The organism is Thioalkalivibrio sp. AKL9 (assembly GCF_000377825.1).
GTDB classification, from domain to species: domain Bacteria; phylum Pseudomonadota; class Gammaproteobacteria; order Ectothiorhodospirales; family Ectothiorhodospiraceae; genus Thioalkalivibrio; species Thioalkalivibrio versutus.
On record NZ_KB905109.1, the window covers coordinates 43808 to 70384 of the forward strand.

At 68.2% G+C, this 26577-nt stretch carries 25 protein-coding genes and 1 pseudogene; 16 read left to right on the plus strand and 10 right to left on the minus strand.

Annotation, left to right across the window (positions count from 1 at the left end):
• Positions 1 to 43 precede the first annotated feature (43 nt).
• Together znuC and znuB are read left to right on the plus strand one after the other, a co-directional pair.
• Complete coding sequence (znuC, locus tag D573_RS0107880) at positions 44 to 877, plus strand: zinc ABC transporter ATP-binding protein ZnuC (RefSeq protein WP_018146126.1); 834 nt, start codon at positions 44 to 46, stop codon at positions 875 to 877.
• Entirely contained in the window at positions 874 to 1695 is an 822-nt protein-coding gene (znuB, locus tag D573_RS0107885; RefSeq protein ID WP_026287963.1) for a zinc ABC transporter permease subunit ZnuB, read from the plus strand. Before znuC ends, znuB begins: the two co-directional genes overlap by 4 nt.
• Before the next feature lie 429 nt (positions 1696 to 2124).
• Here znuB and D573_RS0107890 read toward each other — a convergent pair whose 3' ends face one another.
• From D573_RS0107890 to lgt, 3 genes are read right to left on the minus strand one after another with little or no spacing between them, the layout of a single operon-like run.
• Positions 2125 to 2619, minus strand: a complete 495-nt coding sequence (locus tag D573_RS0107890) for a dihydrofolate reductase (RefSeq protein ID WP_018938452.1) — start codon at positions 2617 to 2619, stop codon at positions 2125 to 2127.
• Positions 2620 to 2636: 17 nt separating this feature from the next.
• Positions 2637 to 3455: a thymidylate synthase gene (locus tag D573_RS0107895; protein ID WP_018146123.1), complete on the minus strand. Its 819-nt coding sequence runs from the start codon at positions 3453 to 3455 to the stop codon at positions 2637 to 2639.
• 1 nt (position 3456) lies between these two features.
• Positions 3457 to 4272: a prolipoprotein diacylglyceryl transferase gene (gene lgt, locus D573_RS0107900; RefSeq protein WP_018146122.1), complete on the minus strand. Its 816-nt coding sequence runs from the start codon at positions 4270 to 4272 to the stop codon at positions 3457 to 3459.
• Positions 4273 to 4373: 101 nt separating this feature from the next.
• Here lgt and D573_RS0107905 point away from each other — a divergent pair, with 101 nt between their 5' ends.
• The 6 genes and pseudogenes from D573_RS0107905 (at position 4374) to D573_RS0107930 (ending at position 10406) form a co-directional block, all read left to right on the plus strand.
• The gene (locus tag D573_RS0107905) at positions 4374 to 6407 is read left to right on the plus strand and encodes a thioredoxin domain-containing protein (RefSeq protein WP_018938453.1); all 2034 of its coding nucleotides are present in this window, start codon (positions 4374 to 4376) and stop codon (positions 6405 to 6407) included.
• A 105-nt stretch (positions 6408 to 6512) separates the two neighbouring features.
• Positions 6513 to 6926, plus strand: a complete 414-nt coding sequence (locus D573_RS0107910) for a rhodanese-like domain-containing protein (protein ID WP_018146120.1) — start codon at positions 6513 to 6515, stop codon at positions 6924 to 6926.
• Positions 6927 to 7083: 157 nt separating this feature from the next.
• A pseudogene (locus D573_RS0107915) lies at positions 7084 to 7899 on the plus strand (GNAT family N-acetyltransferase).
• A 4-nt stretch (positions 7900 to 7903) separates the two neighbouring features.
• Complete coding sequence (locus D573_RS0107920; RefSeq protein WP_018169386.1) at positions 7904 to 8644, plus strand: 1-acyl-sn-glycerol-3-phosphate acyltransferase; 741 nt, start codon at positions 7904 to 7906, stop codon at positions 8642 to 8644.
• A gap of 24 nt (positions 8645 to 8668) precedes the next feature.
• Positions 8669 to 9901 carry a glycosyltransferase family 1 protein gene (locus D573_RS0107925; RefSeq protein ID WP_018938455.1) on the plus strand — a complete coding sequence of 411 codons (1233 nt, stop codon included), beginning with the start codon at positions 8669 to 8671 and terminating at the stop codon, positions 9899 to 9901.
• Positions 9876 to 10406 (plus strand): phosphatase PAP2 family protein, encoded by a 531-nt coding sequence (locus tag D573_RS0107930; RefSeq protein ID WP_018176389.1) that lies wholly within the window; start codon positions 9876 to 9878, stop codon positions 10404 to 10406. The genes D573_RS0107925 and D573_RS0107930 overlap by 26 nt, the downstream gene beginning before the upstream one ends.
• A gap of 284 nt (positions 10407 to 10690) precedes the next feature.
• Here D573_RS0107930 and D573_RS0107935 read toward each other — a convergent pair whose 3' ends face one another.
• The 7 genes from D573_RS0107935 to D573_RS0107965 all read right to left on the minus strand — a co-directional run bounded on the left by D573_RS0107935 (position 10691) and on the right by D573_RS0107965 (position 18959).
• A complete protein-coding gene (locus tag D573_RS0107935; protein WP_018169389.1) occupies positions 10691 to 11020 on the minus strand; it encodes a hypothetical protein in 330 nt (109 codons plus the stop codon).
• A 70-nt stretch (positions 11021 to 11090) separates the two neighbouring features.
• Entirely contained in the window at positions 11091 to 12275 is a 1185-nt protein-coding gene (locus tag D573_RS0107940; RefSeq protein WP_018938456.1) for an alanine--glyoxylate aminotransferase family protein, read from the minus strand.
• A gap of 64 nt (positions 12276 to 12339) precedes the next feature.
• The gene (gene glcF / locus D573_RS0107945; protein WP_018169391.1) at positions 12340 to 13605 is read right to left on the minus strand and encodes a glycolate oxidase subunit GlcF; all 1266 of its coding nucleotides are present in this window, start codon (positions 13603 to 13605) and stop codon (positions 12340 to 12342) included.
• A gap of 4 nt (positions 13606 to 13609) precedes the next feature.
• Complete coding sequence (gene glcE / locus D573_RS0107950; protein ID WP_018938457.1) at positions 13610 to 14719, minus strand: glycolate oxidase subunit GlcE; 1110 nt, start codon at positions 14717 to 14719, stop codon at positions 13610 to 13612.
• A 23-nt stretch (positions 14720 to 14742) separates the two neighbouring features.
• On the minus strand, positions 14743 to 15147 hold the full coding sequence (locus D573_RS0107955) for a DUF302 domain-containing protein (protein ID WP_018146111.1): 405 nt from the start codon (positions 15145 to 15147) through the stop codon (positions 14743 to 14745).
• A 28-nt stretch (positions 15148 to 15175) separates the two neighbouring features.
• A complete protein-coding gene (locus D573_RS0107960; protein ID WP_018939184.1) occupies positions 15176 to 17959 on the minus strand; it encodes a TRAP transporter permease in 2784 nt (927 codons plus the stop codon).
• Positions 17952 to 18959, minus strand: a complete 1008-nt coding sequence (locus D573_RS0107965; RefSeq protein WP_018938459.1) for a TAXI family TRAP transporter solute-binding subunit — start codon at positions 18957 to 18959, stop codon at positions 17952 to 17954. The genes D573_RS0107960 and D573_RS0107965 overlap by 8 nt, the downstream gene beginning before the upstream one ends.
• A 147-nt stretch (positions 18960 to 19106) precedes the next feature.
• Here D573_RS0107965 and D573_RS0107970 point away from each other — a divergent pair, with 147 nt between their 5' ends.
• From D573_RS0107970 to nusB, 8 genes are all read left to right on the plus strand, one after another.
• Complete coding sequence (locus D573_RS0107970) at positions 19107 to 19901, plus strand: transglutaminase family protein (protein WP_018146108.1); 795 nt, start codon at positions 19107 to 19109, stop codon at positions 19899 to 19901.
• Between the two features lie 280 nt (positions 19902 to 20181).
• Positions 20182 to 21441, plus strand: a complete 1260-nt coding sequence (gene glyA, locus D573_RS0107975) for a serine hydroxymethyltransferase (protein ID WP_018938460.1) — start codon at positions 20182 to 20184, stop codon at positions 21439 to 21441.
• A gap of 33 nt (positions 21442 to 21474) precedes the next feature.
• Positions 21475 to 22056 (plus strand): transcriptional regulator NrdR, encoded by a 582-nt coding sequence (gene nrdR, locus D573_RS0107980; RefSeq protein ID WP_018176383.1) that lies wholly within the window; start codon positions 21475 to 21477, stop codon positions 22054 to 22056.
• Positions 22056 to 23231: a bifunctional diaminohydroxyphosphoribosylaminopyrimidine deaminase/5-amino-6-(5-phosphoribosylamino)uracil reductase RibD gene (gene ribD, locus D573_RS0107985; RefSeq protein ID WP_018938461.1), complete on the plus strand. Its 1176-nt coding sequence runs from the start codon at positions 22056 to 22058 to the stop codon at positions 23229 to 23231. Before nrdR ends, ribD begins: the two co-directional genes overlap by 1 nt.
• 361 nt (positions 23232 to 23592) lie before the next feature.
• The gene (locus D573_RS0107990) at positions 23593 to 24276 is read left to right on the plus strand and encodes a riboflavin synthase (RefSeq protein WP_018938462.1); all 684 of its coding nucleotides are present in this window, start codon (positions 23593 to 23595) and stop codon (positions 24274 to 24276) included.
• Positions 24277 to 24300: 24 nt separating this feature from the next.
• On the plus strand, positions 24301 to 25407 hold the full coding sequence (gene ribBA / locus D573_RS0107995) for a bifunctional 3,4-dihydroxy-2-butanone-4-phosphate synthase/GTP cyclohydrolase II (protein ID WP_018938463.1): 1107 nt from the start codon (positions 24301 to 24303) through the stop codon (positions 25405 to 25407).
• Between the two features lie 98 nt (positions 25408 to 25505).
• Positions 25506 to 25985 (plus strand): 6,7-dimethyl-8-ribityllumazine synthase, encoded by a 480-nt coding sequence (gene ribE, locus D573_RS0108000; RefSeq protein ID WP_018169400.1) that lies wholly within the window; start codon positions 25506 to 25508, stop codon positions 25983 to 25985.
• A 47-nt stretch (positions 25986 to 26032) separates the two neighbouring features.
• Entirely contained in the window at positions 26033 to 26569 is a 537-nt protein-coding gene (gene nusB / locus D573_RS0108005; protein WP_018938464.1) for a transcription antitermination factor NusB, read from the plus strand.
• Positions 26570 to 26577 lie beyond the last annotated feature (8 nt).

Below are 26577 nucleotides of genomic sequence, written 5' to 3' on the forward strand. Positions count from 1 at the left end.
GGCGGATTCTCCATCGGATTCAATAACGTTATAGTATACCAATATGAATCGCGAAACCCCTTCCCCGCACGCGCAACCGGCGACGGACGCCTCGCCGTTGCTGGCCGCCCGCGACGTCTCCCTGGAACGCGGCGGGCGGGTGATCCTGGATCATGTCTCGGTCCAGGTGCGGCCGGCCGAGGTGACCGTGGTGATCGGCCCCAACGGGGCGGGCAAGACCTCGCTGTTGCGAGTGCTGCTGGGACTGTGGAAGCCGGGACAGGGCCGGGTACAACGCCGGCGCGGGCTGCGCATCGGCTACATGCCCCAGCGCCTGCAGATCGAGCCGGTGCTGCCATTGTCGGTGCGGCGTTTCCTGACGCTGCGCCAGCGGGCCCCGGAGGCCGTCCTGCGCGAAGGCCTGGAGCGGGTCGGCGTGCCGCATCTGCTGCACAAGCCGGTGCAGTCGCTCTCCGGCGGCGAGATGCAGCGGGTGCTGCTGGCGCGCGCCCTGCTCAATCGCCCGAACCTTCTGGTGCTGGACGAGCCCGCCCAGGGGGTGGATATCGTCGGCCAGGGCGAGGTGTTCAAGCTGATCGATGACATCCGCCACGAGACCGGCTGCGGGGTGCTGATGGTGTCGCACGACCTGCACCTGGTGATGGCCGGGGCCGATGCGGTGATCTGCCTGAACCAGCATGTATGCTGCACGGGTCGGCCGGAGGAGGTTTCGCGGCATCCCGAGTACCAGCGCCTGTTCCCGGAGACGGACATGCAGGGGATTGGCGTCTACCGGCACGATCACGACCATGTGCACGATGTGGCCGGGGATGTGCACGAACATCACGCCGGCTGCGGCCATGCCCACCGGCCCGGTCCCGGGGGCGATTCCCGATGATGGATGGCCTGCTCGACGATTTCCTGATTCGTGCCCTGCTGGCGGGGCTGATGGTGGCCGCCGTCGCGGGGCCGCTGGGGGCCTTCGTGGTCTGGCGCCGCATGGCCTATTTCGGCGATACCGTGTCCCATTCGGCGCTGCTGGGCGTCGCCCTCGGGGTGCTCCTGGGGCTGAACCTGAACCTGATGGTCACGATCGTGTGCGTGGCCATCGCCATCCTGCTGGTACTGCTGCAGCGGCGCCAGGAACTGGCCTCGGACACCCTGCTCGGTATTCTCGCGCACAGTTCGCTGTCGCTGGGGATCGTCGCCGTTACCTTTATCGAGGGGTTGCGGGTGGATCTGATGGCCTACCTGTTCGGTGACATCCTCGCGGTGGGCACCAACGACTTGATGTCCATCGCGATCGGCGGTGGCGTGGCGTTGCTGCTGCTGATCCTGCTGTGGCGCCCGTTGCTGGCGCTGACGGTGCACGAGGAGCTCGCCCAGGTGGAGGGTGTGCCAGTGCTGCTGGTGCGGCTGGGCCTGATGCTGCTGATCGCACTGGTGATCGCGGCGGCGATGCAGGTGGTCGGCGTGCTGCTGATCACGGCACTGATGATCATCCCGGCGGCCAGTGCCCGGCGCTTTGCGGCCACCCCCGAGCAGATGGCGATCCTCGCCGGCATCATCGGCATGCTGGCCGTGGGGGCCGGGCTGTGGGGCTCCTTCCAGTACGACACCCCGACCGGCCCGACCATCGTGGTCGCCGCGATGCTGGGCTTCATCCTGGTCCACCTGCTGCCCGGCCGCCTGATCCCCCACTTTGGCGGGCGCTGACAACACCTTTCTTCACCACGAAGCGCACGAAGGCACGAAGAACGGGCTAAGGATCCGGGCGATTGTGCACCCTAGGGGGCACAGAGAAAGATTGTTCCTGATTAGCCACGAGGGGCAGCCAGTCAGGGGGATCGTCCAGGGGCGCAAATAGCCCGCCGCAGGTCGCTTTAATCCGGGCCTTTCTGGAATGTCACCGTCCCCGGCCCTTGCCCCTGTACTGTCATCCCGGCCGCAGCGAAGCGAAGTGCCGGGATCTCCCTCGTCGGGGCAACCCCGGCCGCCGAGGTCCCGGATAACCGCTACGCGGTTTCCGGGATGACGAAGCAGGAGGGGCGTGGAGTCCTGGGGCGTGTACCACTGCGCTCCGGGGCCACCTTCGGCCGCCGGGTGCTGTACATACCCGGGTCCCTGGACGGCGCCGGGTCGCGTTCAGCGGCGGCGTTCGAGGCGTTCGAAGGTGAAGGGGCAGGCGTGGCGTTCGTCGGCTTCGTGGTGCTCGGACCAGACGACATCCCAGTCCGCGGGGTCGAGGGCGGGGAAGAAGGTGTCGCCGGCATGGCACTCGTGCACCCGGGTCAGGTGCAGCACGTCGGCGTGCGGCAGGGCCTCCTCGAACAGGCCGGCGCCGCCGATCACGAAGGCGGGGCCGGCCTCGATGGTGGCCAGCGCCGCATCCAGATCGCGATAGACCTCGACACCCTCCGCTTGCCAGTCCGCCTGGCGCGTCAGCACAAGGTTGCGGCGTTTCGGCAGCGGCCGTCCGATGGATTCGAAGGTGCGCCGACCCATGATCATCGGGTGACCGGCAGTCATTCGCTTGAAGTGCTGCAGGTCCTTCGGCAGGTGCCAGGGCAGGTCGTTGTCGCGCCCGATCACGTGATCCGGATCGAGCGCGACCATCAGATGAATCTCGGGCTGGGGCATGGGGACTCCGGTAACGCTCAGATCGCGATGGGGGCCTTGATCGGGGGGTGCGACTGGTAGTCGCGCACCTCGATGTCGTCGAAGGTGAAGGCGAACAGGTCGGTGACGTCCGGGTTCAGGTGCAGGGTTGGCAGCGGCAGCGGTTCGCGCCCGAGCAGTTCTTCGACCTGCTCCTGGTGGTTGCGGTAGAGGTGGGCGTCGCCGAAGGTATGGACGAACTCGCCGGGCTTCAGGCCCACCACCTGCGCGAGCATGTGGGTCAGCAGGGCGTAGCTGGCGATGTTGAACGGCACCCCGAGAAACACATCCGCGCTGCGCTGGTAGAGCTGGCAGGACAGGCGATCGTCGGCCACGTAGAACTGGAACAGGGTGTGGCAGGGCGCCAGGGCCATGCGCCCGGCCTCCGCGTTGGCCTGTGGCGAGATGGATTCGTCCGGCAGGTCGGCCACGTTCCAGGCACTGATGATGTGGCGCCGGGAGTGGGGGCGGTTCCTCAGGTTGTCGATCAGTTCGGCAAGCTGGTCGTGGCCGGCCCAGTTGCGCCACTGCGCGCCGTAGACGGGACCCAGGTCGCCGGCCGCGGTGGCCCACTCGTCCCAGATGCGGACCTTGTGCTCGCGCAGGTAGCCGACATTGGTATCACCGGCGATGAACCACAGCAGTTCGTGGATTACCGAGCGCAGATGGGTGCGCTTGGTGGTGACCAGCGGGAAGCCGTCCGCCAGGTCGAAGCGCATCTGGTAGCCGAATACCGAGCGCGTGCCGGTACCGGTGCGGTCCGGGCGGTCCGTGCCGTGGTCGCGGATGTGCCGCACCAGGTCCAGGTATTGCTGCATCTCAGGCGGTCTCCGGGGCCGGGCGGGGTGCGGGCAGGGGGTTGCGCCGCGACCAGACGATCAGGGCAACGCCGAACAGGATCACCGGCAGGGTCAGGACCTGTCCCATGGTGAGCCAGTCGAAAGCGAGGTAGCCGAGATGGGCGTCGGGCACGCGCACGAACTCGACCGCGAAACGGAAGCTGCCGTAAAGCGTCAGGAACAGCCCGGAGATCAGTCCGGTACGCCGCGGCTGGCGCGAGACGACCCACAACACCACGAACAGCACGAGCCCTTCGAGAAAGGCCTGGTACAGCTGCGACGGATGACGGGGGATGTAGTCCGCGGCCGGGAAGACCATGGCCCAGGGCAGGTCGGTGGGTTTGCCCCACAGCTCGCCGTTGATCCAGTTGCCGATGCGCCCGGCGCCCAGGCCGATCGGGATCAGGGGGGCGATGAAGTCGGTCAGACGGAAGAACGGCTGGCCGATCTTGCGGGCGTATAGCCAGCAGGTGACCAGCACGCCGGCCAGCCCGCCGTGGAAGGCCATGCCGCCCTCCCAGATGCGGAACAGGCTCAGCGGGTCGGCCAGCGTCGTGTCGAGGTTGTAGAACAGTGCATAGCCGAGCCGCCCGCCGACGACGACCCCGAGTACGCCCCAGAACAGCAGGTCACCGACCTGCCAGGGGTGCAGGGGGTCCCAGTTGCGGCTGCGTGTGCGCCATACGCCCAGCGCCCAGAAGGCGACAAATCCGACCAGGTATGTCAGGCCGTACCAATACAGGGTCAGTGGGCCGATGGACAGGGCGACGGGGTCGATAAACGGGTGTGTGGGCATGGGCGCTTGCGGATGAAAAACCGGCTGCACATGCTACTCGCCCGGGCCCCGGCATGCACCTGTATGCCGCTAGCCCGATCCACCTGCAAGGAGGCCGCGCGATGAATCGACTGGCCGGGGCCAGCAGCCCGTATCTGCTGCAGCACGCCGACAATCCTGTGGACTGGTACCCCTGGGGCGAGGAGGCGCTGGAGCGCGCCCGCCGCGAGGACAAGCCGATCCTGCTCTCGATTGGCTACTCTGCCTGCCACTGGTGCCACGTGATGGCGCACGAGTCCTTTGAGCACTCGGACACCGCCGCGGTGATGAACGAACGCTTCGTCAACATCAAGGTGGACCGCGAGGAGCGCCCGGACCTCGACCGCATCTACCAGAACGCGCACATGCTGCTGTCGCAGCGCCCCGGAGGCTGGCCGCTGACCGTCTTCCTGACCCCGGACCAGGTGCCGTTTTTTGCCGGGACCTACTTCCCGAACACCCCGCGCCACGGCCTGCCATCGTTCGTGGACCTGATGACCCGGGTGTCCGATTTCCTCGCCGAGCACCCCGAGGAGATCCAGCGCCAGAACGACTCGTTGCAGCAGGCACTGGGGCGGATCTACAGCCCGGCCGGTGGCGCGATCCCGGCCCTCAGTGTCATCGACAAGGGGCGCGCCGAACTGGCGAAGACCTTCGACGAGCAGTTCGGCGGTTTCGGGGACGCCCCCAAGTTCCCGCACCCAGCCTCGCTCGAGTGGCTGGCCTGGCACTCGGCGCGCCATGGCGATGCCGAGGCGGAGCGTATGCTGGCCCGTACCCTGGGTGCGATGGCCGCCGGCGGGATCTTCGATCAGGTGGGCGGTGGCTTCTGCCGCTACTCGGTGGATGCCCGCTGGATGATCCCGCACTTCGAGAAGATGCTCTACGACAACGGGCCGTTGCTGGGGCTGTACGCCGAGCGCGCCGCGCACGGCGACGAACGCGCGCGGCGGGTGGTGGAGCCGACGGTCGCCTGGCTGGAACGCGAGATGCGGGATCCCTCCGGGGCCTTTTATTCGAGCCTGGACGCGGACTCCGAGGGCGAGGAAGGACGCTTTTATGTCTGGGACCCGGAGACGGTCCAGGCGCTCCTGACGGAGGACGAGTGGGCCGTCGCCAGCCGGGTCTGGGGACTCAACGGCCCGGCCAATTTCGAGGGGCGCTGGCATCTGCACGAGGTGGCGCCAGCGGCGACCGTCGCGGATGCGCTGGGGATCGACGAGGCGGAGGCGAACACGCGTCTGGACCGTGCCCGCGAACGCCTGCTCGCGGCACGCGAGGACCGGGTCCGACCGCATCGCGACGAGAAGATCCTGGGCGCCTGGAATGCCCTGATGATCGCGGGCCTGGCGCGTGCCGCGCGCGCCCTGGAGCGCCCGGAATGGTTGCGCCTGGCACGCGAGGCGATGACCGCCGTGCGCGAGCGTCTGTGGCGCGACGGGCGGTTGTACGCCAGCGTGCGCGAGGGGGCGACCGGCGCGATGCCGCGCGCCTACCTGGACGATCACGCCCTGTTGCTGGAGGCCACGCTGGCGCTGCTGGAGGCCGAGTGGGACAGCGACCTGCTGGCCTGGGCCATCACGCTGGCCGACACCCTGCTGGAGGAATTCGAGGACCGCGAACAGGGCGGTTTCTTCTTCACCGCCCGGGATCACGAGGCACTGATCCAGCGCCCGAAGGTCTATGCCGATGATGCCATGGCGGCCGGCAACGGGACCGCCGCTCAGGTATTGCAGAAACTCGGGTTCCTGCTGTCCGAACCCCGCTACCTGGAGGCGGCCGAGCGCACGCTGGCGAACGCCGGCCCGATGGTCGAGCAGGCGCCACTGGGCCACATGAGCCTGCTGACCGCGCTGGACATCCATTACCAGGCGCCGGCCCTGGTCGTGCTGCGGGGGCCAGCCGACGAACTTCCCGCGTGGCAGCAGCGACTGCGGGCGCAGGATGCTCCGGTGTGGGCCTTCGCGATTCCCGCGCAGGCCGGCGATCTGCCCGCCGCGCTCGCGGAGAAAGCCGCCCCGGAGACGGGCGTGCGGGCCTATGTCTGTCGCGGGTTGCAGTGCGCGGCCCCGGTGACCGATCCCGTTGCGCTGGAAGGTGCGCTCGACGAGGGTTGAATCGCCCGGACTCGCACCCACGGTAGAATGAGAGCCCGTGTGTAGGAGCCTGCAAGCAAGCTCCTACGGGGGGTAGTCCGATTCATTGCAAAAGGGAATGTTCGAATGAGCGAGAAGAAGCTGATGGATTTCGTCGCCGAGGCGCGGAAGAACGTGAAGGAGATCGCCCCGGCGGATCTTGCCGAGAAGATGGAGAACGGCGAGGACTGGCTGGTGGTGGATGTGCGCGAGCCCTACGAGTTCGAAAAGATGCACGCGCCGAATTCCATCCTGGTTCCGCGTGGCCTGCTGGAGGGTGCGGCCGACCCGAACACCCCGCACCGCATCGATGCGCTGGTGAACGCGCGCGAGAAGCCGGTGGCCGTGATGTGCGCAACCGGCGGCCGTGCCGCGATGTCCGTGCAGCGACTGCAGGACATGGGCTTTACCAACGTGGTGAACATCGCCGGCGGTATCAAGAGCTGGGAAGGCGAGGACCTGCCGGTGGAATCCGGCGCCTACACGGGCCCGCTGCCGTAGCAGGGGCTGGCGGGGCGGGGGCAGGGGCCTCCGCCCCGAACGGTGCCGTATTCGGGCACGGGTCCGGCGGCGGGTTCATCCGACCGTCATCGTTCCTACACGGGGCGGTCAACCACGCGGCGTAGTCTCCGGGACAGTTCAACCGGAGGTCGCCACCATGAGCGAACCGCAGCTGTCCCCAGCTACACCGATCGCGGCGAACGAAACCGCCTACCGCGTCCACCTCGCGTCCAGCCCGTCGGACCTCGAGGCGGCCCAGCGCCTGCGCCACGAGGTCTTCGCTGGCGAGATGGGGGCTGCGCTTCCGGATACTGGATCCGGTCTGGACCGGGATCCCCTGGACCCCTTCTGTCATCACCTGCTGGTGCGCGAACGGCGCTCCGGTACGGTGGTTGCCTGCACACGCATCCTCACCGAGGAGAGCGCCAGCACGGCCGGTGGCTTCTACTCGCTGTCCGAATTCGAACTGGGCCCGTTGATGAATCTCCCGGGGAAGACCCTGGAGATCGGCCGCACCTGCGTGCGCGCGGATCATCGTCAGGGGGCCGCGATCAACGCGCTGTGGACCGGCCTGGCGCGGTTCATGAACGCCCATCGTTACGACTACCTGATGGGCTGTGCGAGCCTGCCATTGAGCGAGCAGACGCCGGCCCAGCTGGCCTGGCTACGCCTGTTCCATCGAGCCCCGTCACGTCTGCGGGTGACGCCGCGTCGGCCGCTGCCCAATTCCCTGACCATCTGACATGGCACACCCAGCCGTACCGGGCTGCCGCCGTTGCTGAAAGCCTACCTTCGCCTGGGTGCCCGGGTCTGCGGCGAGGCCTGTTTCGATCCCGATTTCAATGTGGCCGACGTGCTTGTCCTGCTGGATGTGCGCGCCATGCCGGACCGTTACCATCGGCACTTCATGGGCGCTATGACGCCCGCAAGCCGAGGAACGGAGCATGACCGGAACACTGCGGGCACTGGGTAGGCTGATGCGCATCGTGCTGCACATGCTGGCGGGGGTCTGGCTGACCTGGCGGATGGTCCGCCGGGGGGCCGACTTCGCGGAACGCAGCCGCATCCGCCGCGCCTGGTACGACCGCGCGCTGTGGATCGTGGGGGTGCGGCTCCGGATCCATGGCGAGGAACCCCGGCGTACATCACTGGTGGTGGCCAACCATGTCTCCTGGCTGGATATCCCGCTGATCGGCGCCGCGATGGACACCTGTTTCCTCTCCAAGGCGGAGATCGCACGTTGGCCGATTATCGGCTGGCTCGGTCGTCAGCATGACACCCGCTTCATCGAACGCGGGGCCAATCAGGCGTCGGCCCACTTCGAGGCGATGCGGGCCGGGCTCGACGAGGGCCTGCAGTTCGTGGTGTTCCCGGAAGGCACGACCAGCCGTGGCGAGTTCGTGCGCCGGTTCCACCCGCGACTGTTTGCGGCCGTGGCCGGCACCCAGCACCCGGTACAGCCGGTGGCGCTGGCCTACGAAGGCATGCCGAACGGCCCGGTGCCGGTGTCCTACGCGGAAGACGATCGCCTGATCTCGAATGTCTGGAAGCTGTTGTGTCGGCGCGAGACGCACGTGGAGCTGCATCTTCTGGCCCCGCTGGAATCCGCCAACCAGGATCGGCGCAGTCTGGCCGACGGCGCCCGCAGCGCCATTGTCGATGTGCTCGGCCTGCCGGTCGATCCGCCTTCGGGGCGCGCAAGCGCCCGCGCCTCGTAGCGGCGGGCGGGGAGGGGGTTCACCATGTCGTCGCCGCTACACACGGAATCCCGCCGCCCCTCCCGCCCATGTCTGAACCTGGCCCTGGTGACCGAGACCTGGCCACCGGAGGTCAATGGTGTGGCCCATACCCTCGCGCGCCTGGTTGAGGGGATGCGCAGCCGCGGCCATCGCGTGCAGGTGCTGCGTCCGTGCCAGCCGGGCGAATCGAAGGCCGTCGTCGTGGCCCCGCTGGAGACGGACGGTTCAATGGAGGAGCGGCCACTGCCGGGGTTGCCGCTTCCGGGCTACAGCGGTTTGCGCATGGGATTGCCGGCTCGCCGGCGCTTGACGGCGCTGTGGACCGAACACCGTCCCGACGCTGTGTATGTCGCGACCGAAGGGCCGCTTGGCCACTCGGCCCTGCGCGCGGCACGGCGCCTCGGGATCCCCGTCGCATCGGGGTTTCACACCCATTTCGATGGCTATGCCCGCTACTACGGCGTGGGCTGGCTGACACCTCTGGTGCGGGCCGTCCTGCGCCGTTTCCACAATCGCTGCGACGTAACCCTGGCCCCCACGCAGGCACTGGCCACAAGCCTTGCAGGCCATGGCTTCGAGCGCGTGCGGGTGATGGCGCGCGGCGTGGATACCCGGCACTTCACGCCGGCACGGCGATCCTCGCGCCTGCGTCGGCAATGGGGGCCCGGGCCGGTGGTCCTGTACGTCGGCCGACTGGCGCCAGAGAAGAATCTGGGTCTGGTGGTGGAGGCCTTTCGTGTGTTGCAGGAGCGCGTGCCCGAGGCCCGCCTGGTACTGGTAGGCGACGGACCCTCCCGTGTCGCGCTTGAGCGGGCACACCCGGACCTGATCTTTACCGGGCAGCAGGTGGGGCAGGCCCTGGCCCAGCACTACGCCAGCGCCGACCTGTTCCTGTTCCCATCCACCTCCGAGACCTTCGGCAACGTGGTGATCGAGGCCATGGCCAGCGGGCTCCCGGTGCTGGCCTTCGATACCGCGGCGGCTCACGAGCACGTGATCAGCGGCGTGAACGGCGCCCGGGTGCGCTTTACCGGAGACGTCACCATGGATGCGGCCGCTTTCCTCATGGTCGCTGCGGAACTCGCACAGGCCCGGGAGGGGTGGAGCGAGATGGGGCGCCACGCCCGGGCGTGCGCCCGGGGCCTTGATTGGGTCGAGGTGGTCGCCGAGTTCGAAACGGTTTGTCTGGAACTGCTAGGAGAGGCGCGCGATGCGAGTCCTGCACTGGATGGATGAGTTCGAGCTGGCGGTCTGCCAGCGGTTCAATCACTACAATCGCCGTCGCGCCGTCAGCGGGTTCTTCGGCTGGATCAGTCGCCTGGGCGATGGGGCCATCTGGTATGCGCTGATGCTTGCCCTGCCACTGATCCATGGGCCGCAGGCGGCCTGGGTCAGTCTGCAGATGGCGGTAGTGGGGCTGGCCTCGCTGCCGCTCTACAAGTGGCTGAAGCGGCGCACCAGCCGGCGTCGTCCCTGCCATCGTGGTCGTCCGTTCGCGCGCACCGTGGATCCGCTGGACGAGTTCAGTTTCCCCTCCGGCCATACGATGCACGCGGTGGGGTTTACGGTGATCCTGGTGGCCTGGTTCCCGGTGTGGGCGTGGCTGGTCGTGCCGTTCGCGGTGCTGGTGGCCGCCTCGCGGCTGGTGCTGGCCCTGCACTACCCGAGCGATGTCGCCATGGGCGCCTTGATCGGCGCAACGGTGGCTGCGACCGTTCTTGGACTGGTCAGCCTGCTCTGACAGCGAACCTGCGTCACCCACTTTGTAATCCCGGAAACCGCGCAGCGGTTATCCGGGATCTCGTTGAACGGCCCGGGGCGTTCCCGGAGATCCCGGCTCTCCGCTTCGCTGCGGCCGGGATGACGGGGAGAGGTTTGCTCCGGCCGGGGGGCGGTGACAGCTTCGCTCCGGCCGGGATGACGAGGAGGGTTTCACTCCGGCCGGGATGGCGGGGCATTCAGGCCTTTCCGGGGTGATGGCCCACGAAATGCCCCGCCGGCTGTGTCCGGGGGCAGGGCGCGGTGTCAGCCGCGCAGGGCGAGCGCTTCCTCGTTGTAGGCGGCGTCGATGGTGACGATGGTCTTTTCCACCAGGCGGAAGCCCTCGACCGGGGCGTCGTCGCCCATGTACTTCAGGCGGGTCGGGCCGATGGACTTGACCGCCTCGGCCCGTTCCATGGTGGCGTCGGGGCTGTCGGAACCGGCGCCGTCCATCAGGGCGACCAGGACCTCGGCCGCGATGGGGTTGCGGTGGTCTCCGCTGCGCGCCTTTTCCAGTGACGCGGCGGGGTCGCCGTCCAGGAACACGCCGTCCATGTGTTCGTCCAGATACTGCAGCAGTTGACTTAGCGTCATGGGGTAGGTCTCCCGTTGGGTCTCGAAGCGCCGTCATCGCCTGCGGGCGATGACGGCGGCCGGTAATGGTTCAGCCTTGCTGCGCGTAGGTGGCGCGGGCGGCGGACAGCGCACGGCCAGGGGTGACCGCGCCCATGTCGGCCAGCACGGCCTCCAGCGCGGACAGGCACAGCAGCACGTTCTTCTCGTTGGCGCCATGGCCCATCAGGCCGATGCGCCAGACCTTGCCGGCGTACGGGCCGAGGCCCGCGCCGATCTCCAGGCCGTAGCGGTTCAGTAGTTCGCCACGCACCGCGGCTTCGTCGACACCTTCCGGCACGTGGATGGTGTTCAGCTGCGGCAGGCGATGCTCGGCGTCCACCAGGAAGCTCAGGCCCATGGCCTCGAGGCCGGCGCGCAGGGCTGCGTGATGACGATCGTGGCGCGACCAGCTGTTTTCCAGGCCTTCCTCGGCGAGGATCACCAGCGATTCGTGCAGGGCGTACAGGGCGTTGATCGGCGCGGTGTGGTGGTAGGCACGCTTGCCGCCGCCGCCCCAGTAGCCCATGACCAGGTTGAGGTCGAGGAACCAGCTCTGCACCTTGTGGCTGCGTGCCTGGATGCGTTCCACCGCGCGTTCGCTGAAGCTGACCGGCGACAGCCCCGGGGTGCAGGACAGACACTTCTGCGAGCCGGAGTAGATCGCGTCCACGCCCCAGTCGTCCACGTACAGCGGGCTGCCGGCGAGGCCGGTGACCGAGTCGACGATGCTCAGGCAGTCATGCTCGCGGGCCAGGCGGCACAGCGTCTCGACATCCGAGCGCGCCCCGGTGGAGGTCTCGGCGTGCACGAAGGCCAGGATCTTCGCGTCCGGGTTGCCCTTCAGCGCGTCCTCGACCTTCTCGGGGGAGACCGGGGCGCCCCAGTCGTCCTCGACCAGGACGGCGGTGCCGCCGCAGCGCTCGACGTTCTCCTTCATCCGGGTGCCGAAGACACCGTTGACGCAGACGATGACCTTGTCGCCCGGTTCGACCAGGTTCACGAAGCAGGTCTCCATGCCGGCGGAACCGGGGGCGGAGACCGGCAGGGTCAGGGCGTTGTTGGTCTGGAAGGCGTACTGCAGCAGGCCCTTCATCTCCTCCATCATGCCGACAAACACCGGGTCCAGATGGCCGATGATCGGGCGGCTCATCGCGGCGAGCACGCGCGGATTCACGTCGGAGGGGCCGGGGCCCATCAGGGTGCGCTGCGGGGGGAGAAAGGATTTTGCCTGCATGGATGCGTCTACCGGATTGGAAAAGGGGGAATCTAGAGTGCTGTCGGGGCTTGGGCAAGCGCCCCTACGCACCGGCGGGAGTTGCGCCGCAGTGGCGTTCGAGCAGTGTGAGCCAGTGCTCGACCGGCGTATCGGTCCCGTACTGCAGGTGCGTCTGGCAGCCGATGTTGGCGGTCACGATGCGCGCGGGGCCGCTGGCCTCGAGGTTGTCCAGCTTGCGCTGGCGCAGACGGCCCGCCATCGCCGGCTGGAGAATGGAATAGGTTCCGGCCGAGCCGCAGCACAGATGCGGCTCGGCGACCGGCACCAGGTGGAAGCCGGCGGCCTGCAGTAGCGGTTCCACGCGGCCGGCCAGGCCCTGGCCATGCTGCAGGGTGCAGGGCGCATGCCAGGCGACGGGCGGGTGATCTGCCGGCGCCCGGATGCCGAGGCTGCGGATGGTCTGGATATCGAATAGCTCAACCGGGTCGCGGACCTGCGCCGTGAAGCGGGCGGCGCGTGCGGCATACGTCGGGTCGTCGGCGAGGATGTGCGCGTAGTCGCGCAGCATCACGCCGCAGCCGCTGGCGGTGCTGACGACGGCGTCCACCCCGTCCGCAAGAATCGACTCCCAGGCGTCGAGGTTGGCCCGGACCCGCTCGCGGGTGCGCTCCGCGAACGCCAGGTGGTGTTCCACCGCGCCGCAGCAGCGGGCCTCGCCGGCCTCGACCACCTCGATGCCAAGGCGCCCGAGCAGGCCCCGGAGTGCGGCGTTGATGCGGGCGTCGATCGCATCGTGCACGCAGCCGCCGAGCAGCAGCACGCGCCCGTGGGGAAAGCCCGCCGGAGTCGCCGCGCCAATGTTGGTTGCACCGGCCCGGGCACCGTGGCGTGCGGGCACGCGGCGCTTCAGGGTGGCGGGCAGCAGTGGGCGGGCCAGGCGGCCCAGCCCCAGGGCTAGACGGAACGGCCAGCGCGCCGGCAGCGCGCGGACCAGCAGGGTGCGCAGCAGCCGGTCGCGCCAGCCGCGCGGGAGGTCTTCCTCGATCACCTCCCGGCCAAAGGCGACCAGGTGGTTGTAATCGACCCCGGAGGGGCAGGTGGTCATGCAGTTGAGACAGGTCAGGCAGCGGTCCAGGTGGGTGCGGGTGGTGGTATTGGCCTCGCCGCTCTCCAGGACCTGCTTGATCTGGTAGATGCGTCCGCGCGGGCCGTCCAGCTCGTCACCCTGTTCCTGATAGGTGGGGCAAGTCGCGTTGCAGAAGCCACAGTGCACGCAGGCACGCAGGGCGTCTTCGGCGATGCGCGCCGCCGGATCATTCTCGAAGCGCGGGTGCAGGCGAGTTTCCATGGCCTCAGCTCGCCGGCACGGTGCGTGGATGAGGGGTGATCAGCGGGGCGAAGAACACGCCGTCAGGGTCCAGGGCGGCGCGGACTTCGCCCTCCAGGCGCGCATGGGCCGGTGCGCGGGGGTGCAGCCAGGCCGCCCCGGCCGGATCGCCGGACCAGAGGCGGGCGTGTCCGCCCGCTTGCTCGGTGGCAGCGCGCACTGCGTCCGGGGTGGCCGTGGAGCGCAGCCAGCGCTCGCCGCCGCCCCAGTTGAGCAGCCATTCGCCGGGCAGATCCAGCGGCGGGGTGGCGGGCGGCAGGCTCAGACGCCACAGGCGCTCGCCGCGGGCCATGGGTCGGGTGAGGAAGGGCAGGTGCCGATCGCGCAGTTGCGCCCAGAAGGCCGGGCCGTCGATATCCGGTGCCGCGCCCAGGCGCTCGGCGGCCTCCTGCACGGCCTCCTGGCCACCGCCCAGGCGGATGTGGCCGATACCGTCAGCCCAGGCCAGGCCCGAGAACGGCAGGGCGGTTCGGCCCCAGTCGCGCGCCTGCTCGATGAAGGCTGCGGCGGAGCTCTCCTGGCGCAGCCAGGCCTGGTAGGCGGGGGCGGGCAGCAGCTTGAAGCTGACCTCCAGCAGCAGGCCCAGGCTGCCGAGGCTGCCGGCCATCAGCCGCGAGACGTCGAAGCCGGCGACGTTCTTCATCACTTCGCCGCCGAAGCGCAGGATCTCGCCGCGACCGTTGACGATGCGGGTGCCAAGCACGGCGTCGCGCAGGCTGGCGGTCCAGGGGCGGCGTGCGCCGGACAGGCCCAGGGCCACCATGCCGCCCACGGAGCTGGACGGCGTGGGCATGGCCGGTTCGAAGGGCAGCATCATGTCCACCTCTTCCAGCGCGGCCTGCAGTTCCATCACCGGCGTGCCGGCGCGCACGGTCACCACCAGCTCGCTGGGTGCGAGGTTGACGATGCCGTGATGGCCGCTGGCCTCCAGTGGCTGGACATCCGGTTCGAAGCCCGTGGGGAAGGCACGCGCGCGCTGACTGCCGCCGCCGGCGATCGCCAGGCGGTGCCCGGCGGCGACGGCCGTTCGGATGCGCTCGGCCAGCCCGGCGGACTGGTCGGTTCCAGTATCCATAGGTGTGCTCGCGAAGCTGGGGACTAGCCAGTCTCGAGGGTCAGGCGCACGCGCTCCAGACGATGGCGTACCTCGCCGGCCAGGTCTTCGACACCGGGTTTGTCGACCAGACCCATGACCGCGACCGGGTCCATGAAGCCGACCGTGCAGGTGCCGTTCTCGTTGTCCTGCACCAGCACGTTGCAGGGCAGCAGAAGGCCGATGTTGGGGTCGGCCTCGACGGCCTGGCGTGCAAGGTTCGGGTTGCAGGCGCCGAGGATGCGGTAGGGGCGATGCTCCAGATCCAGTTTCTTCTTGAAGGCCGCAGCGACGTCGATATCGCTGAGGATGCCGAAGCCCTCCTCGCCGAGGGCGGCCGTGGTCTGCGCGATCACGTCCTCGATGCCGCCCTTCACGATGACATTGAAGCCGTAGTTGGGTTGTTCCATTGCGGTGTACTCCGATTGCGGTTCGTGGTTACGCCGAAAGGGCGGGGGTGTCGGCGGAAGGGCCGCGCCCCGGCGGTTCCGCGCGTCGGCGCTGATTCCAGACTACCAGCAGTCCCAGCGCCAGGGCCGGAAGGTAGAACCAGTATGGGCTGGGGCGCTCGGTCGGCACCAGTACGCCGGTGATGGTCCAGCCACCCTCCAACCCTACGCGGCCGGCCGGGCTGCCGAAAGCGACCGTCTGGATCTGTGCTTTCTGGTCGTCCGGGTCGAAGCGGACGTCCAGCCCGGCGTCGGCCAGACGCTCGCGCGGGGCCAGGTCGGGGTCGCCCAGGGGGAACATCACCGTGCGGGTGATCTCGCGGCCCTCCAGGTCGATGCCGGTGGCCTCCAGGCGCAGCGAGTCGCGGTCCGGGATGGTCTCGACGACCTCGAGCAGGGTCTCCGCCGGCTGGTGCTGATAGGGAGCCGCGATGCGGTCCATCAGCACGGTCGGGACCAGCAGCACGAAGGCGACTGCCATCAACGCGGCGGACTCCCAGTAGCGGCTGCGGGTCAGGAACCAGCCCTGGGTGGCCGCGGTAAAGGCGAGGATGCCGGCCAGCGAGCCGAGGAAGACCAGCGCCAGCTGGAACACGTTGTCCACCCCGATCAACAGCAACTGGCTGTTGAAGATGAAGAAGAACGGCAACGCGATGGTGCGCAGGCTGTAGGCGAAGGCCTGGATCCCGGTGCGGATCGGGTCGGCCTTGGCGATCGCCGCGCCGGCAAAAGAGGCCAGGCCCACCGGTGGCGTCACGTCGGCCATGATGCCGAAATAGAACACGAACAGGTGGGCCGCGATCAGCGGGATCAGGATGTCGTGCTGGGCCCCCAGATCGACGATGATCGGGGCCATCAGGGTGGCCACAATGATGTAGTTCGCGGTGGTCGGCAGGCCCAGGCCAAGGACCAGGCTGATCACCGCGGTCAGTACCAGCACCAGCAGCAGGTTGCCGCCGGACAGGGTATCCACCAGGTCGGTCAGCACCAGCCCGACGCCGGTCATCGCGACCGTGCCGACGATGATCCCGGCCGCGGCGGTGGCCAGGCCGATACCGATCATGTTGCGCGCGCCGGTCTCGAAGCCCTGGAACAGTTCCCAGACCCCGACCCACGCGGCTTGCAGGAGATGCCCCTGGCGCCGGAACAGGGCCACCAGCGGGCGCTGGGTCAGCACGATGAAGATCATGAATGCCACCGCCCAGAACGCCGCCAGCCCCGGCGACAGGCGTTCGACCACCAACGCCCAGACCAGCACCACCAGCGGCAGCAGGTAGTGCAGCCCGCTCAGGACCGTGGGGGCGACCCGCGGCAGCGGGCGTTCGGTATCCAGGGCCTCGGGGTCCGGCTCGCGCGCGACGATCCAGACCAGTACCAGGTAGGTGGCGAACAACAGGCCGGCGATGATCCAGGCCGCGGCATCCCCGGCGACGATCTTGATCCAGCCCAGTCCCCAGTACACCGCACCCGCCAGGATGATCAGGCTGGCCACGGTCAGGGCGAAGCTGATCAGGCGCCCGCGCCAGGTCGTCACGGTGGCGCGCTGGAGGCCCTCCATGCCGTTCTTGCAGGCCTCCAGGTGGACGATGTAGATCAGCGCGATATAGGCGATCAGCGCCGGCAGGATGGCGTGCTTGAGCACCTCGACATAGGGGATGCCGACGTACTCGACCATCAGGAACGCGGCGGCGCCCATCACTGGCGGCATCAGCTGCCCGTTGACCGAGCTGGCAACCTCCACGGCCCCGGCCTTGTGCGGGGCGAAGCCCACCCGTTTCATCAGCGGAACAGTGAAGGTGCCGGTAGTGACCACGTTGGCGATCGACGAGCCCGAGACCACGCCGGTCATCCCGGAGGCCAGCACTGCCGCCTTGGCCGGGCCGCCACGCAGGTGCCCGAGCAGGGCGAAGGCGACGCGGATGAAGTAGTCGCCGGCCCCGGCGCGTTCCAGCAATGCGCCGAACAGCACGAACAGGAACACGAAGCTGGTGGAGACCCCCAGCGCGATGCCGAACACCCCCTCGTTGGACAGCCATTGCTGAGCCATCGCGCGCGGGTAGCTGGCGCCGCGATGGGCGATCAGGTCCGGCATCAGCGGCCCGGCGAAGGTATAGAACAGGAAGATCGCGGCGATGATGGTCAGCGCCGGGCCGAGCACCCGGCGGGTCGCCTCGAGCAGCAGGATCAGGCCGATCCCGGCCATGATCAGGTCCAGCTCGGTGGGGGCGCCGGGACGTGCCGCCAGGGCCTCGTGGAACAGGTAGAGGTACAGGGCACTGAAGGCCGCGACCGCGGCGAACACCCAGTCCCCCAGCGGCACGCGATGCACGGGGTCGTTCCCGCGCAGCAGCGGCCAGGCCACGGCGACCAGGGCGATGCCGAGCGCCAGGTAGACCTCGCCCAGGCGTTCCAGGCCGAGGAACTGCCACAGCCCCAGTCCAGTCAGAGCCAGCCCACCCAGGGCATAGAGGATACCGATGGCGTGCTGCCAGCCCTTGCCGCGGGCGGTGGCGCGGACCGCCGGGAACAGCAGATAGCCGAGGAAGATCGCGAACGCCAGGTGGATCGAGCGGGCCTCGGTCTCGGAGACGACGAAGATGTCCACCCAGTCGGCGATCGGCGAGGCGATCCAGATCTGGAACAGCGACCAGGCCACGGCGGTGAGCCAGATCAGGCTGCGGGTGGCGCGGCCCGGGTGGCGGCCGCCGGTCTCCAGTTCGGCGACCTGGCGGTCATCCGGGGCGGCTGGGTCCTGGGGTCGAGTCTCAGTCATCGATCAGTCCTGCCTCGCGGAAATAGCGCCGTGCGCCGGGGTGCATGGGGGCGGACAGGCCCTCGTCCACCATGCCCTCGCGTTCGAGACCGCTGAACGCCGGGTGCAGGCCGCGGAAGGTCTCGAAGTTGTCGAATACGGCGCGGGTCAGCTCGTAGGCGGCCGTGTTCGAGGTGCGGTCCGAGGTGACCAGGGTCGCGCCCACGCCGTAGGTGCGGATGTCCTGGTCCTGCCCCGGGTAGGTATCGGCGGGGATCACGGCCGTGAGGTAATAGGGCGTCGAGCGGATCAGCTCCTCGATCGCCGGGCCCTCGATGGACACCAGGCGGGCGTCGCAGGTGGCGATGGGCTCCTGGATCGCCGCCGACGGATGCCCGACCGAGAAGACGAAGGCGTCGATCCGGTTGTCGCACAGCGCCTGCGCCTGCTCGCGCGAGGGCAGTTCGCCGACGCGGCGGAAGGTGTCGTGGTCCCAGCCGAGCTCCGCCATCAGTTGTTCCATCAGGGTGCGCTGGCCGGAGCCGGGATTGCCGATGTTCACCCGCTTGCCCGGCAGGTCGTCCAGGCCCTGGATGTCCGCATCCGGGCGGACCACCAGGGTCAGTGGCTCGGGGTGCAGGCTGAACATCGCCCGCAGGTGGTCGGCGGGCCCGAAGGCCTCGAAGCGGCCGCTGCCATGATAGGCGTGGTACTGGAGATCCGACTGGGCCACGCCGAAGTCCATGTCGCCGGAACGCACCATGTTCAGGTTGAATACCGAACCGCCCGTGCTCTCCGCGGTGCAGCGCATCCCGTGGCTGTCGCGGCGGGTGTTGAACAGCCGGCACAGGTGCTGGCCGGCCGGGTAGTACACACCGGTGACGCCGCCGGTGCCGATGTTGATGAAGCGTTGTTCCGCCTGGGCCAGGGGTGCGAGCAGCAACAGGCCGAGGGCAAGCAGCCCACCGGTCAGGTGCCGGGTGCGGCGTCTCGCGGTGCGGTGGTCGGGTCGTCCTCGCATACGGGCTCCGGGGAACAGGCGATTTCGGAAGTGTAGGGAATCGCGGGCCAATGTACACGGTCGCAGCCGGCTGCCAGGGCCACCTACGTGTAGCCCCGCCGCCGGGCAGGGCGTAGTGTAGGAGGTTCACCCCAAGAGGCCCCGTTCATGTGGCTCGAGACCCGTTGTGACTTCGAGTTCGAGATCGTCGAACCCACGCCGTTTGTGCTGATGCTGCGACCGCGCAGTGGCCCGCTGCAATGGGTCGCGCGCGAGGAATATCGCCTGGTGCCGACGGCGCCGGTGTCCGAGTTCGTCGACATCTACGGCAACCTCTGCCAGCGCCTGATCGCGCCGCCAGGGACGTTCTCCATCCATACCGCGGCGGAGGTGCAGACGGCCGAGGCCCTCGACCGGGCCCCGGGCGCACCGTTTGTCGAGGTGCAGTCCCTGCCGGATGCCGTACTGAGTTATCTCCTGCCGAGCCGGTTCTGCGAATCGGATCGCTTCAACCTGATGGCGACCGAAATCACTGCCGGCCAGTGGCTGGGTTACGACCAGGTGGCGGCCATCGAGCAGTGGCTGCGCGAGCGCATCGAATATCTCCCGGGGACCAGCGATATCCCGATCTCGGCCGCGGAGGTGAATCAGCGCGGGAGCGGGGTGTGTCGCGACCTGGCGCATCTCGGGATTGCACTGTGCCGCAGTCTCAGTATCCCGGCGCGCATGGTGGTCGGGTACCTGCACGGCCTGCAGCCGATGGACATGCATGCCTGGTTCGAGGCCTTCGTCGGGGGGCGCTGGTACACCTTTGATGCGACCCAGGCCGAGTTGCGGGGTGGCTACGTGGTCGTAGGCTATGGCCGTGATGCGGCCGATGTGGCGGTCTACAACCAGTTCGGCCTGCCGGTATACCCGACCCGCCACGACGTCGACGTCCGTCGAATCGAAGGGCCGAACTAAGGCGTTGGAGCAAGCGCACGCGGCCCGTTTTCCGGATGAGCGGAAGGGGTTTGTGCCTCTGGTCTTCCCGGGGTGCGGCCGGGCATCAAAGTGCCTGATCGGACTTGCGAAACACCGGTCTTGGAAGGGGGCTCGGTGGTCCGCAGCGGCCGTGTCGGGAGACGCCCGGCCTGAAAAGAAGGGCCGGATGGCGTATGATTGGCGGCCTTTTTGCGGCAGCGCCCCAAGTAGCTGGCGCGCCGAAATCCGCTGAATCCAACGCTTTGAACGGGAGACCCGAATGTTTTCGATCGACATGAGTATCCACGGCTACGATGACGACCTCTGGAATGCCATCCGCGACGAGTCGCAGCGTCAGGAAGAGCACATCGAGCTGATCGCGTCGGAAAACTACACCAGCCCGCGCGTGATGGAAGCGCAGGGTTCGGTGCTGACCAACAAGTACGCCGAGGGCTACCCGGGCAAGCGCTACTATGGCGGTTGCGAGCACGTCGACGTGGTTGAGCAGCTGGCGATCGATCGCCTGAAGCAGCTCTACGGCGCCGACTACGCCAACGTGCAGCCGCATTCCGGCTCCCAGGCCAACGCCGCGGTGTACATGGCCCTGCTGCAGCCGCATGACACCGTCCTGGGCATGAGCCTGGACGCCGGCGGCCACCTGACCCACGGTGCCAAGCCGAACTTCTCCGGCAAGATCTATAACGCGGTGCAGTACGGCATCACCGACGAGGGCCTGATCGACTACGACGAGGTCCAGCGCCTGGCCACCGAGCACCAGCCGAAGATGATCGTCGCCGGCTTTTCCGCCTATTCGCGCGTGGTCGACTGGATGCGCTTCCGCGAGATCGCGGATAGCGTCGGTGCCTACCTGATGGTCGACATGGCCCACGTCTCCGGCCTGATCGCTGCCGGCGAGTACCCCAACCCGATCGACCACGCCCATGTGGTCACCTCCACCACGCACAAGTCCCTGCGCGGGCCGCGTGGCGGCTTCATCATCTCCAAGGGGCAGCCGGAACTGAACAAGAAGTTCCAGTCGCTAATCTTCCCGGGCACCCAGGGTGGTCCGCTGATGCACGTGATCGCCGGCAAGGCGGTAGCGTTCAAGGAGGCCCTGGAGCCGGAGTTCAAGACCTACCAGAAGCAGGTGATCGCCAACGCCCGCGCGATGGCCGAGGTGCTGGTGGAGCGTGGCTTCGATATCGTCTCCGGCGGTACCGACAACCACCTGTTCCTGCTGAGCTTGGTCGCCAAGGGCATGACCGGCAAGGCTGCGGATGCCGCGCTGGGCCGCGCCAACATCACGGTCAACAAGAACGCCGTGCCGAACGATCCGCAGTCCCCGTTCGTGACCTCCGGCATTCGCATCGGCACCGCCGCGCTGACCACTCGCGGCTTCACCGAGTCCGAGTCCCGCGAGCTGGCCGGCTGGATCGCCGACGTGCTGGATGATCACGAGAACGAGCAGGTGATCGACGCGACCCGCGAGAAGGTCCTCGAGATCTGCCGTCGCTTCCCGGTGTACGGTCACGGCGAATAACCACCGCCAGTTGGCCGGCTGACGGGGCCCGGGATGCGCTGTCCGTCCTGTCATGATCAGGACACCCGCGTGGTCGATTCGCGGGTGGCCGGCCCGGAGCAGGAACAGATCCGGCGCCGGCGGCAGTGCCGTGCCTGTGGTGCGCGCTTTACCACCTTCGAGCGGGCGGAGTTCAGCCTGCCGCGGGTGGTCAAGCGTTCCGGTGAACGGGTCGCCTTCGACGAGGAAAAGCTGCGCAGCGGACTGCGCCGGGCACTGCACAAGCGCCCGGTGAAGACCGATGATGTCGAGCGCGTGATCGACGACATCAAGCGCCAGCTTTCGGCCGTCACGGCCCCCGAGGTGAAGTCCGACCGCATCGGCGAAATGGTGCTGGCGGCCTTGCACGGGCTGGACCATGTGGCCTATATCCGTTTTGCCTCTATCTATCTCAGCTTCGCCAGTGTGCAGTCCTTCCGTGAGGCGATCGAACGGCTGGAGGATGACCTTAGCCCGGAGATGCGCCGTTCGCAGATGCGTCTGATCGACGAGGAGGCGACCGGAAACGCCCCGGAATCCGCGGCGGACGGGCGGGCCACCCCGGAGACGGACGGCGGCTCGCAGGAGGGGATGTAATGGAAGCGCCGACGACCGAGCAGGTCATTGCCGACCGCCGGCACATGGCGCGCGCCCTGAAACTGGCGGATTACGGCCGCTTCACCGCGGATCCGAATCCGCGGGTGGGCTGCGTTATCGTGCGCGACGGCCGGGAGGTAGGCGCGGGCCTGCACTGGAAGGCCGGCGAGGTGCATGCCGAGGTGAACGCGCTGCAAGCGGCCGGTGAGGCCGTGCAAGGCGCGACCGCCTACGTGACCCTGGAGCCCTGCAGTCATCAGGGCCGCACCCCGCCGTGTACCGATGCGCTGATCCGGGCGGGCGTCGCGCGGGTCGTGATCGCGATGCTGGATCCGAACCCACAGGTATGCGGGGGCGGGATCGATGCCTTGCAGGCGGCCGGTATCCGGGTCGACAGCGGCGTGCTGGAGGCCGAGGCACGGGCGCTGAACCCCGGCTTCGTGCAGCGCATGGAGCAGGGGCGCCCCTGGGTGCGGGTCAAGCTGGCTGCGAGCCTGGACGGGCGGACGGCCATGGCCTCCGGCGAGTCGCAGTGGATCACCGGCGAGGCGGCGCGGCGCGACGTGCAACTGTGGCGGGCGCGGGCCGGGGCGATCGTCACCGGCAGTGGCACCGTGGTCGGCGATGACCCGCGCCTGAATGTGCGCATGAGGCCGTTTGATCTGGCTGCCCACGCCGGCTTCCCGGATGACCCGCGGTATCACGATCTGCCGACCCGGCAGCCACTGCGCGTCATCCTCGATGCGCGCCTGCGCACGCCCCCGGGCTCGCAGATCCTGCGTGACGGGCCGGTCTGGATCCTCACCAGTCCCGATGTGGTGGGCTCGCCTGCGGCGGATGCCCTGCGCGGCAAGGGTGCCGAGGTGCGGGCCGTGCCGCTGGCGGAGGAATCTGCCGAGGGCGGGCTTGATCTGGGTGCGGTGCTTACGGAGCTGGGACGGGCAGAGGTCAACGAGCTCCACGTGGAATCCGGCCCCGGCCTGGCCGGTGCGCTCGCCCGCGGTGGCTGGGTTGACGAGTGGCTGATCTACCAGGCGCCGTTGCTGATGGGCTCCAGCGCCCGTCCCCTGGTGGAGTGGCCACTGGCCCGCATGGCCGAACGCGCCGAACTCGAAGTCGTCGACACCCGCTGGGTTGGCGATACCCTGCGCCTGCTTGCCCGTCCGCGTTCCTAAGGGCTTGTTTGCATCACGAAGCGCACGACGACAGGAAGAGAGGGCAGGGCAAGTCGCAAGAGCGATCGACAGGAAGACGGGGAGGATGATGGAGCTCGAGGCGCGGCAATCCAACGCCTCGGCGCTGGATAAACCATAGGGCCCCCTGTTCGGCTTCGTTCCAAGGCCTTCCGATCTGCAATCGCCATTGACCCTGCTTCGTGTCTTCGTGGGCTTCGTGATGGCCCTTGAAGGACTTGCGAGGACAGGCGTTGCCACTATAAACGCCCGGGTCGTGGTGCGAATTCATTAGCGTTTCCCTATGATGGGGCGCCTGTGGCCCGGCATTGTGCTCCGGACCCGACCGAACGAGTGGACATCCATGTTTACCGGAATCATCGAGACCCTTGGCAGCCTGGAGCGCCTCACCCCCAGCGGGGGCGATGTGCGCTTGCACGTCAATGCGACCGGGATGGACCTGTCGGATACCCGCCTGGGGGATTCGATCGCGGTCAATGGGGTCTGCCTGACGGTGACCGATCTGCCGGGCAATGGCTTTGCCGCCGATGTCTCGCGGGAGTCGCTGGATGTCACCACGCTGGGCCATCTCGGTCCGGGGGATCGGGTGAATCTCGAACGCGCGCTGGCGCTGGGTGATCGCCTGGGCGGGCACATGGTGTCCGGGCATGTCGACGGTGTGGGCGAAGTCGTGGCGATGGAGCCGGACGCGCGCTCCACCCGCGTGCGTTTTCGCGCGCCGGCCCCGCTGGCCCGCTACATCGCGGCCAAGGGCTCGATCACCATTGACGGCACCAGCCTGACGGTGAACCGGGTGGACGGTGCCGAGTTCGAGGTGAACATCATCCCGCACACCTGGTCACTGACCCGGTTTGCCGTGTACGCAGTGGGCACGCCGGTCAACCTGGAGGTGGACCTGATCGCTCGCTATCTGGAACGCCTGATGCTGGGCGATCGCGCGGCCGAGCCGGGCGGGCAGGCGGGCGATCTGTCCGAGGCCTGGCTGGCCGAGCAGGGCTTTCCCAATCACTCCGGTTCGCGCGACTAACTGCGCGGCCGAAAGCAGGAATCTATGGAATTTTCCAATACCGAAACCATCCTGGAAGAGCTTCAGGCCGGACGCATGGTGGTCATCGTCGATGACGAGGATCGCGAGAACGAAGGCGATCTGCTGATGCTCGCCTCGCACGCGCGCCCGGAAGACATCAACTTCATGGCCAAGTACGGCCGGGGGCTGATCTGCCTGACGCTGACCCGCGAGCGCTGCAAGCAGCTGGCGCTGCCGTTGATGGTGACCGACACCAACGACGTGCACGGCACCAACTTCACGCTGTCGATCGAGGCGGCCGAGGGCGTGACCACCGGAATCTCCGCCTACGATCGCGCGCACACCATCCGCACCGCCGTGGCGCCCAATGCGAAGCCCGAGGACATCGTCCAGCCGGGCCACGTGTTCCCGCTGATGGCGCAGCCGGGCGGGGTGATCGTGCGCGCCGGGCATACCGAGGCGGGTTGTGACCTGGCGCGCCTGGCCGGGGCCGAGCCGGCCGCAGTGATCGTCGAGATCCTGAACGAGGACGGCAGCATGGCGCGGCGTTCGGACCTCGAGCGCTTCTGTGCCGAGCACGACTTGAAGATGGGCACCATCGAGGACCTGATCCGCTACCGCATCGAGAACGAGAAGACCGTCCGGCGGGTCTCCGAGCGTCCGTTCCCGACCGAGCATGGCGAGTTCCGCCTGCTGGCGTTCGAGGACGAAGTGGACCACGAACTGCATTTTGCCCTGGTGCGCGGCGAGCCGAAGCCCGACCAGGACACCTTGGTGCGCGTGCATCTGGAGAGCACCCTGTGCGACACCCTCGGCTATGCCGGCCCGGATCGTGGCTGGCCGCTGGACGACGCCCTGCGCCGGATCGACGAGGCGGGTGCGGGCGTGGTGGTGGTGCTGCGCAAACACGAGAGTGCCGACGCTCTGGCCCAGCGCCTGGAGAACATCGGTCAGCCCGCGCCGGAGGAACGCAGCGGGCGCGAGAACTCCGCCGAATGGCGCATGTACGGGATCGGCGCGCAGATCCTGGCCGACTGCGGCGTCGGGCGCATGAAGCTGATGTCCGCTCCGAAGCGCTTCCATGGCCTCGGTGGCTTTGGCCTGGAGGTCGTGGACTACGTCCACGAGTAGCCCCGATGGCGGGAGCCGCGGTGCTACACTAGCGGCTCCCTAGCCCGATCGACTTACTGGACCGACAGGTCCGTCATCTGCCCAACCGGAAGCTCATCATGTCCGAGATCAAGACCCTGGAAGGCGTATTCACCGACGCCGCCGACCATCGCTATGGCCTGCTGCTGGCGCGCTTCAACAGCCTGATCGTCGAACGCCTGCTGGAAGGGGCCGTGGATACCCTGAAGCGCCATGGGGTGCAGGAGACGAACCTTACGATCGCCCGTGTTCCGGGTGCCTATGAACTGCCGTTGGCGGCGCAGGCCATGGCGCGTTCCGGGCAGTACGATGGCGTGATCGCCCTGGGCTGCGTGATTCGTGGTTCGACGCCGCATTTCGATTACGTCGCGGGCGAGGCGGCCAAGGGCCTGGCGCAGGTGCAGATGGCGGAGGACCTGCCGATCAGCTTCGGTGTGCTGACCACCGACTCCATCGAGCAGGCGATCGAGCGCGCCGGCACCAAGGCCGGCAACAAGGGCGCCGATGCCGCCATGGGCGCGATCGAGATGGTCAGCCTGATGCGCCAGCTGCGCGGCTGATTCCGCACTGCCTACCAGTGTTATCCGTCCACCCGAACAGGTCTGCCGTGACTGAACCCTCTGATCCCCGCCCCGAAGGTGGTGCCCCGCGCAAGGATGCCGATGCCGGCAAGTCCGCTCGGGCCCGGCGCCCGCGCAGCACGCCCGAGCAGCGCGCGCGGCATGCGCGTTCCTTCGCGCGTCGGCGCGCGATGCAGGCGCTTTATTCCTGGCAGCTCACGGGCGCCCACCCGAAGGACATCCTGGCCGAGTTCCGTGACGACGAGGAACACGCCAAGGCGGATGCGGAGTACTTCCGCGAACTCCTGATCGGCGTGACCGCTGACCGCGAGGCCCTGGATGCCCGCATGGAGCCGTACCTCGGCCGCCCGCTGGATCAGCTCGATCCGGTGGAGCACGCCCTGCTGTGGTTGGGCCAATGGGAGTTGGTCGAACGCATGGAGGTGCCCTACCGCGTGGTGATCAACGAGGCCGTCGACCTGGCCAAGCGCTATGGCGCCGAGCAGTCGCATCGCTACATCAACGGCGTGCTGGACCGGCTCTCCGCCGACCTGCGCGGCCCCGAGCGTTCCGCCCCGCGCTGACCCCGGGC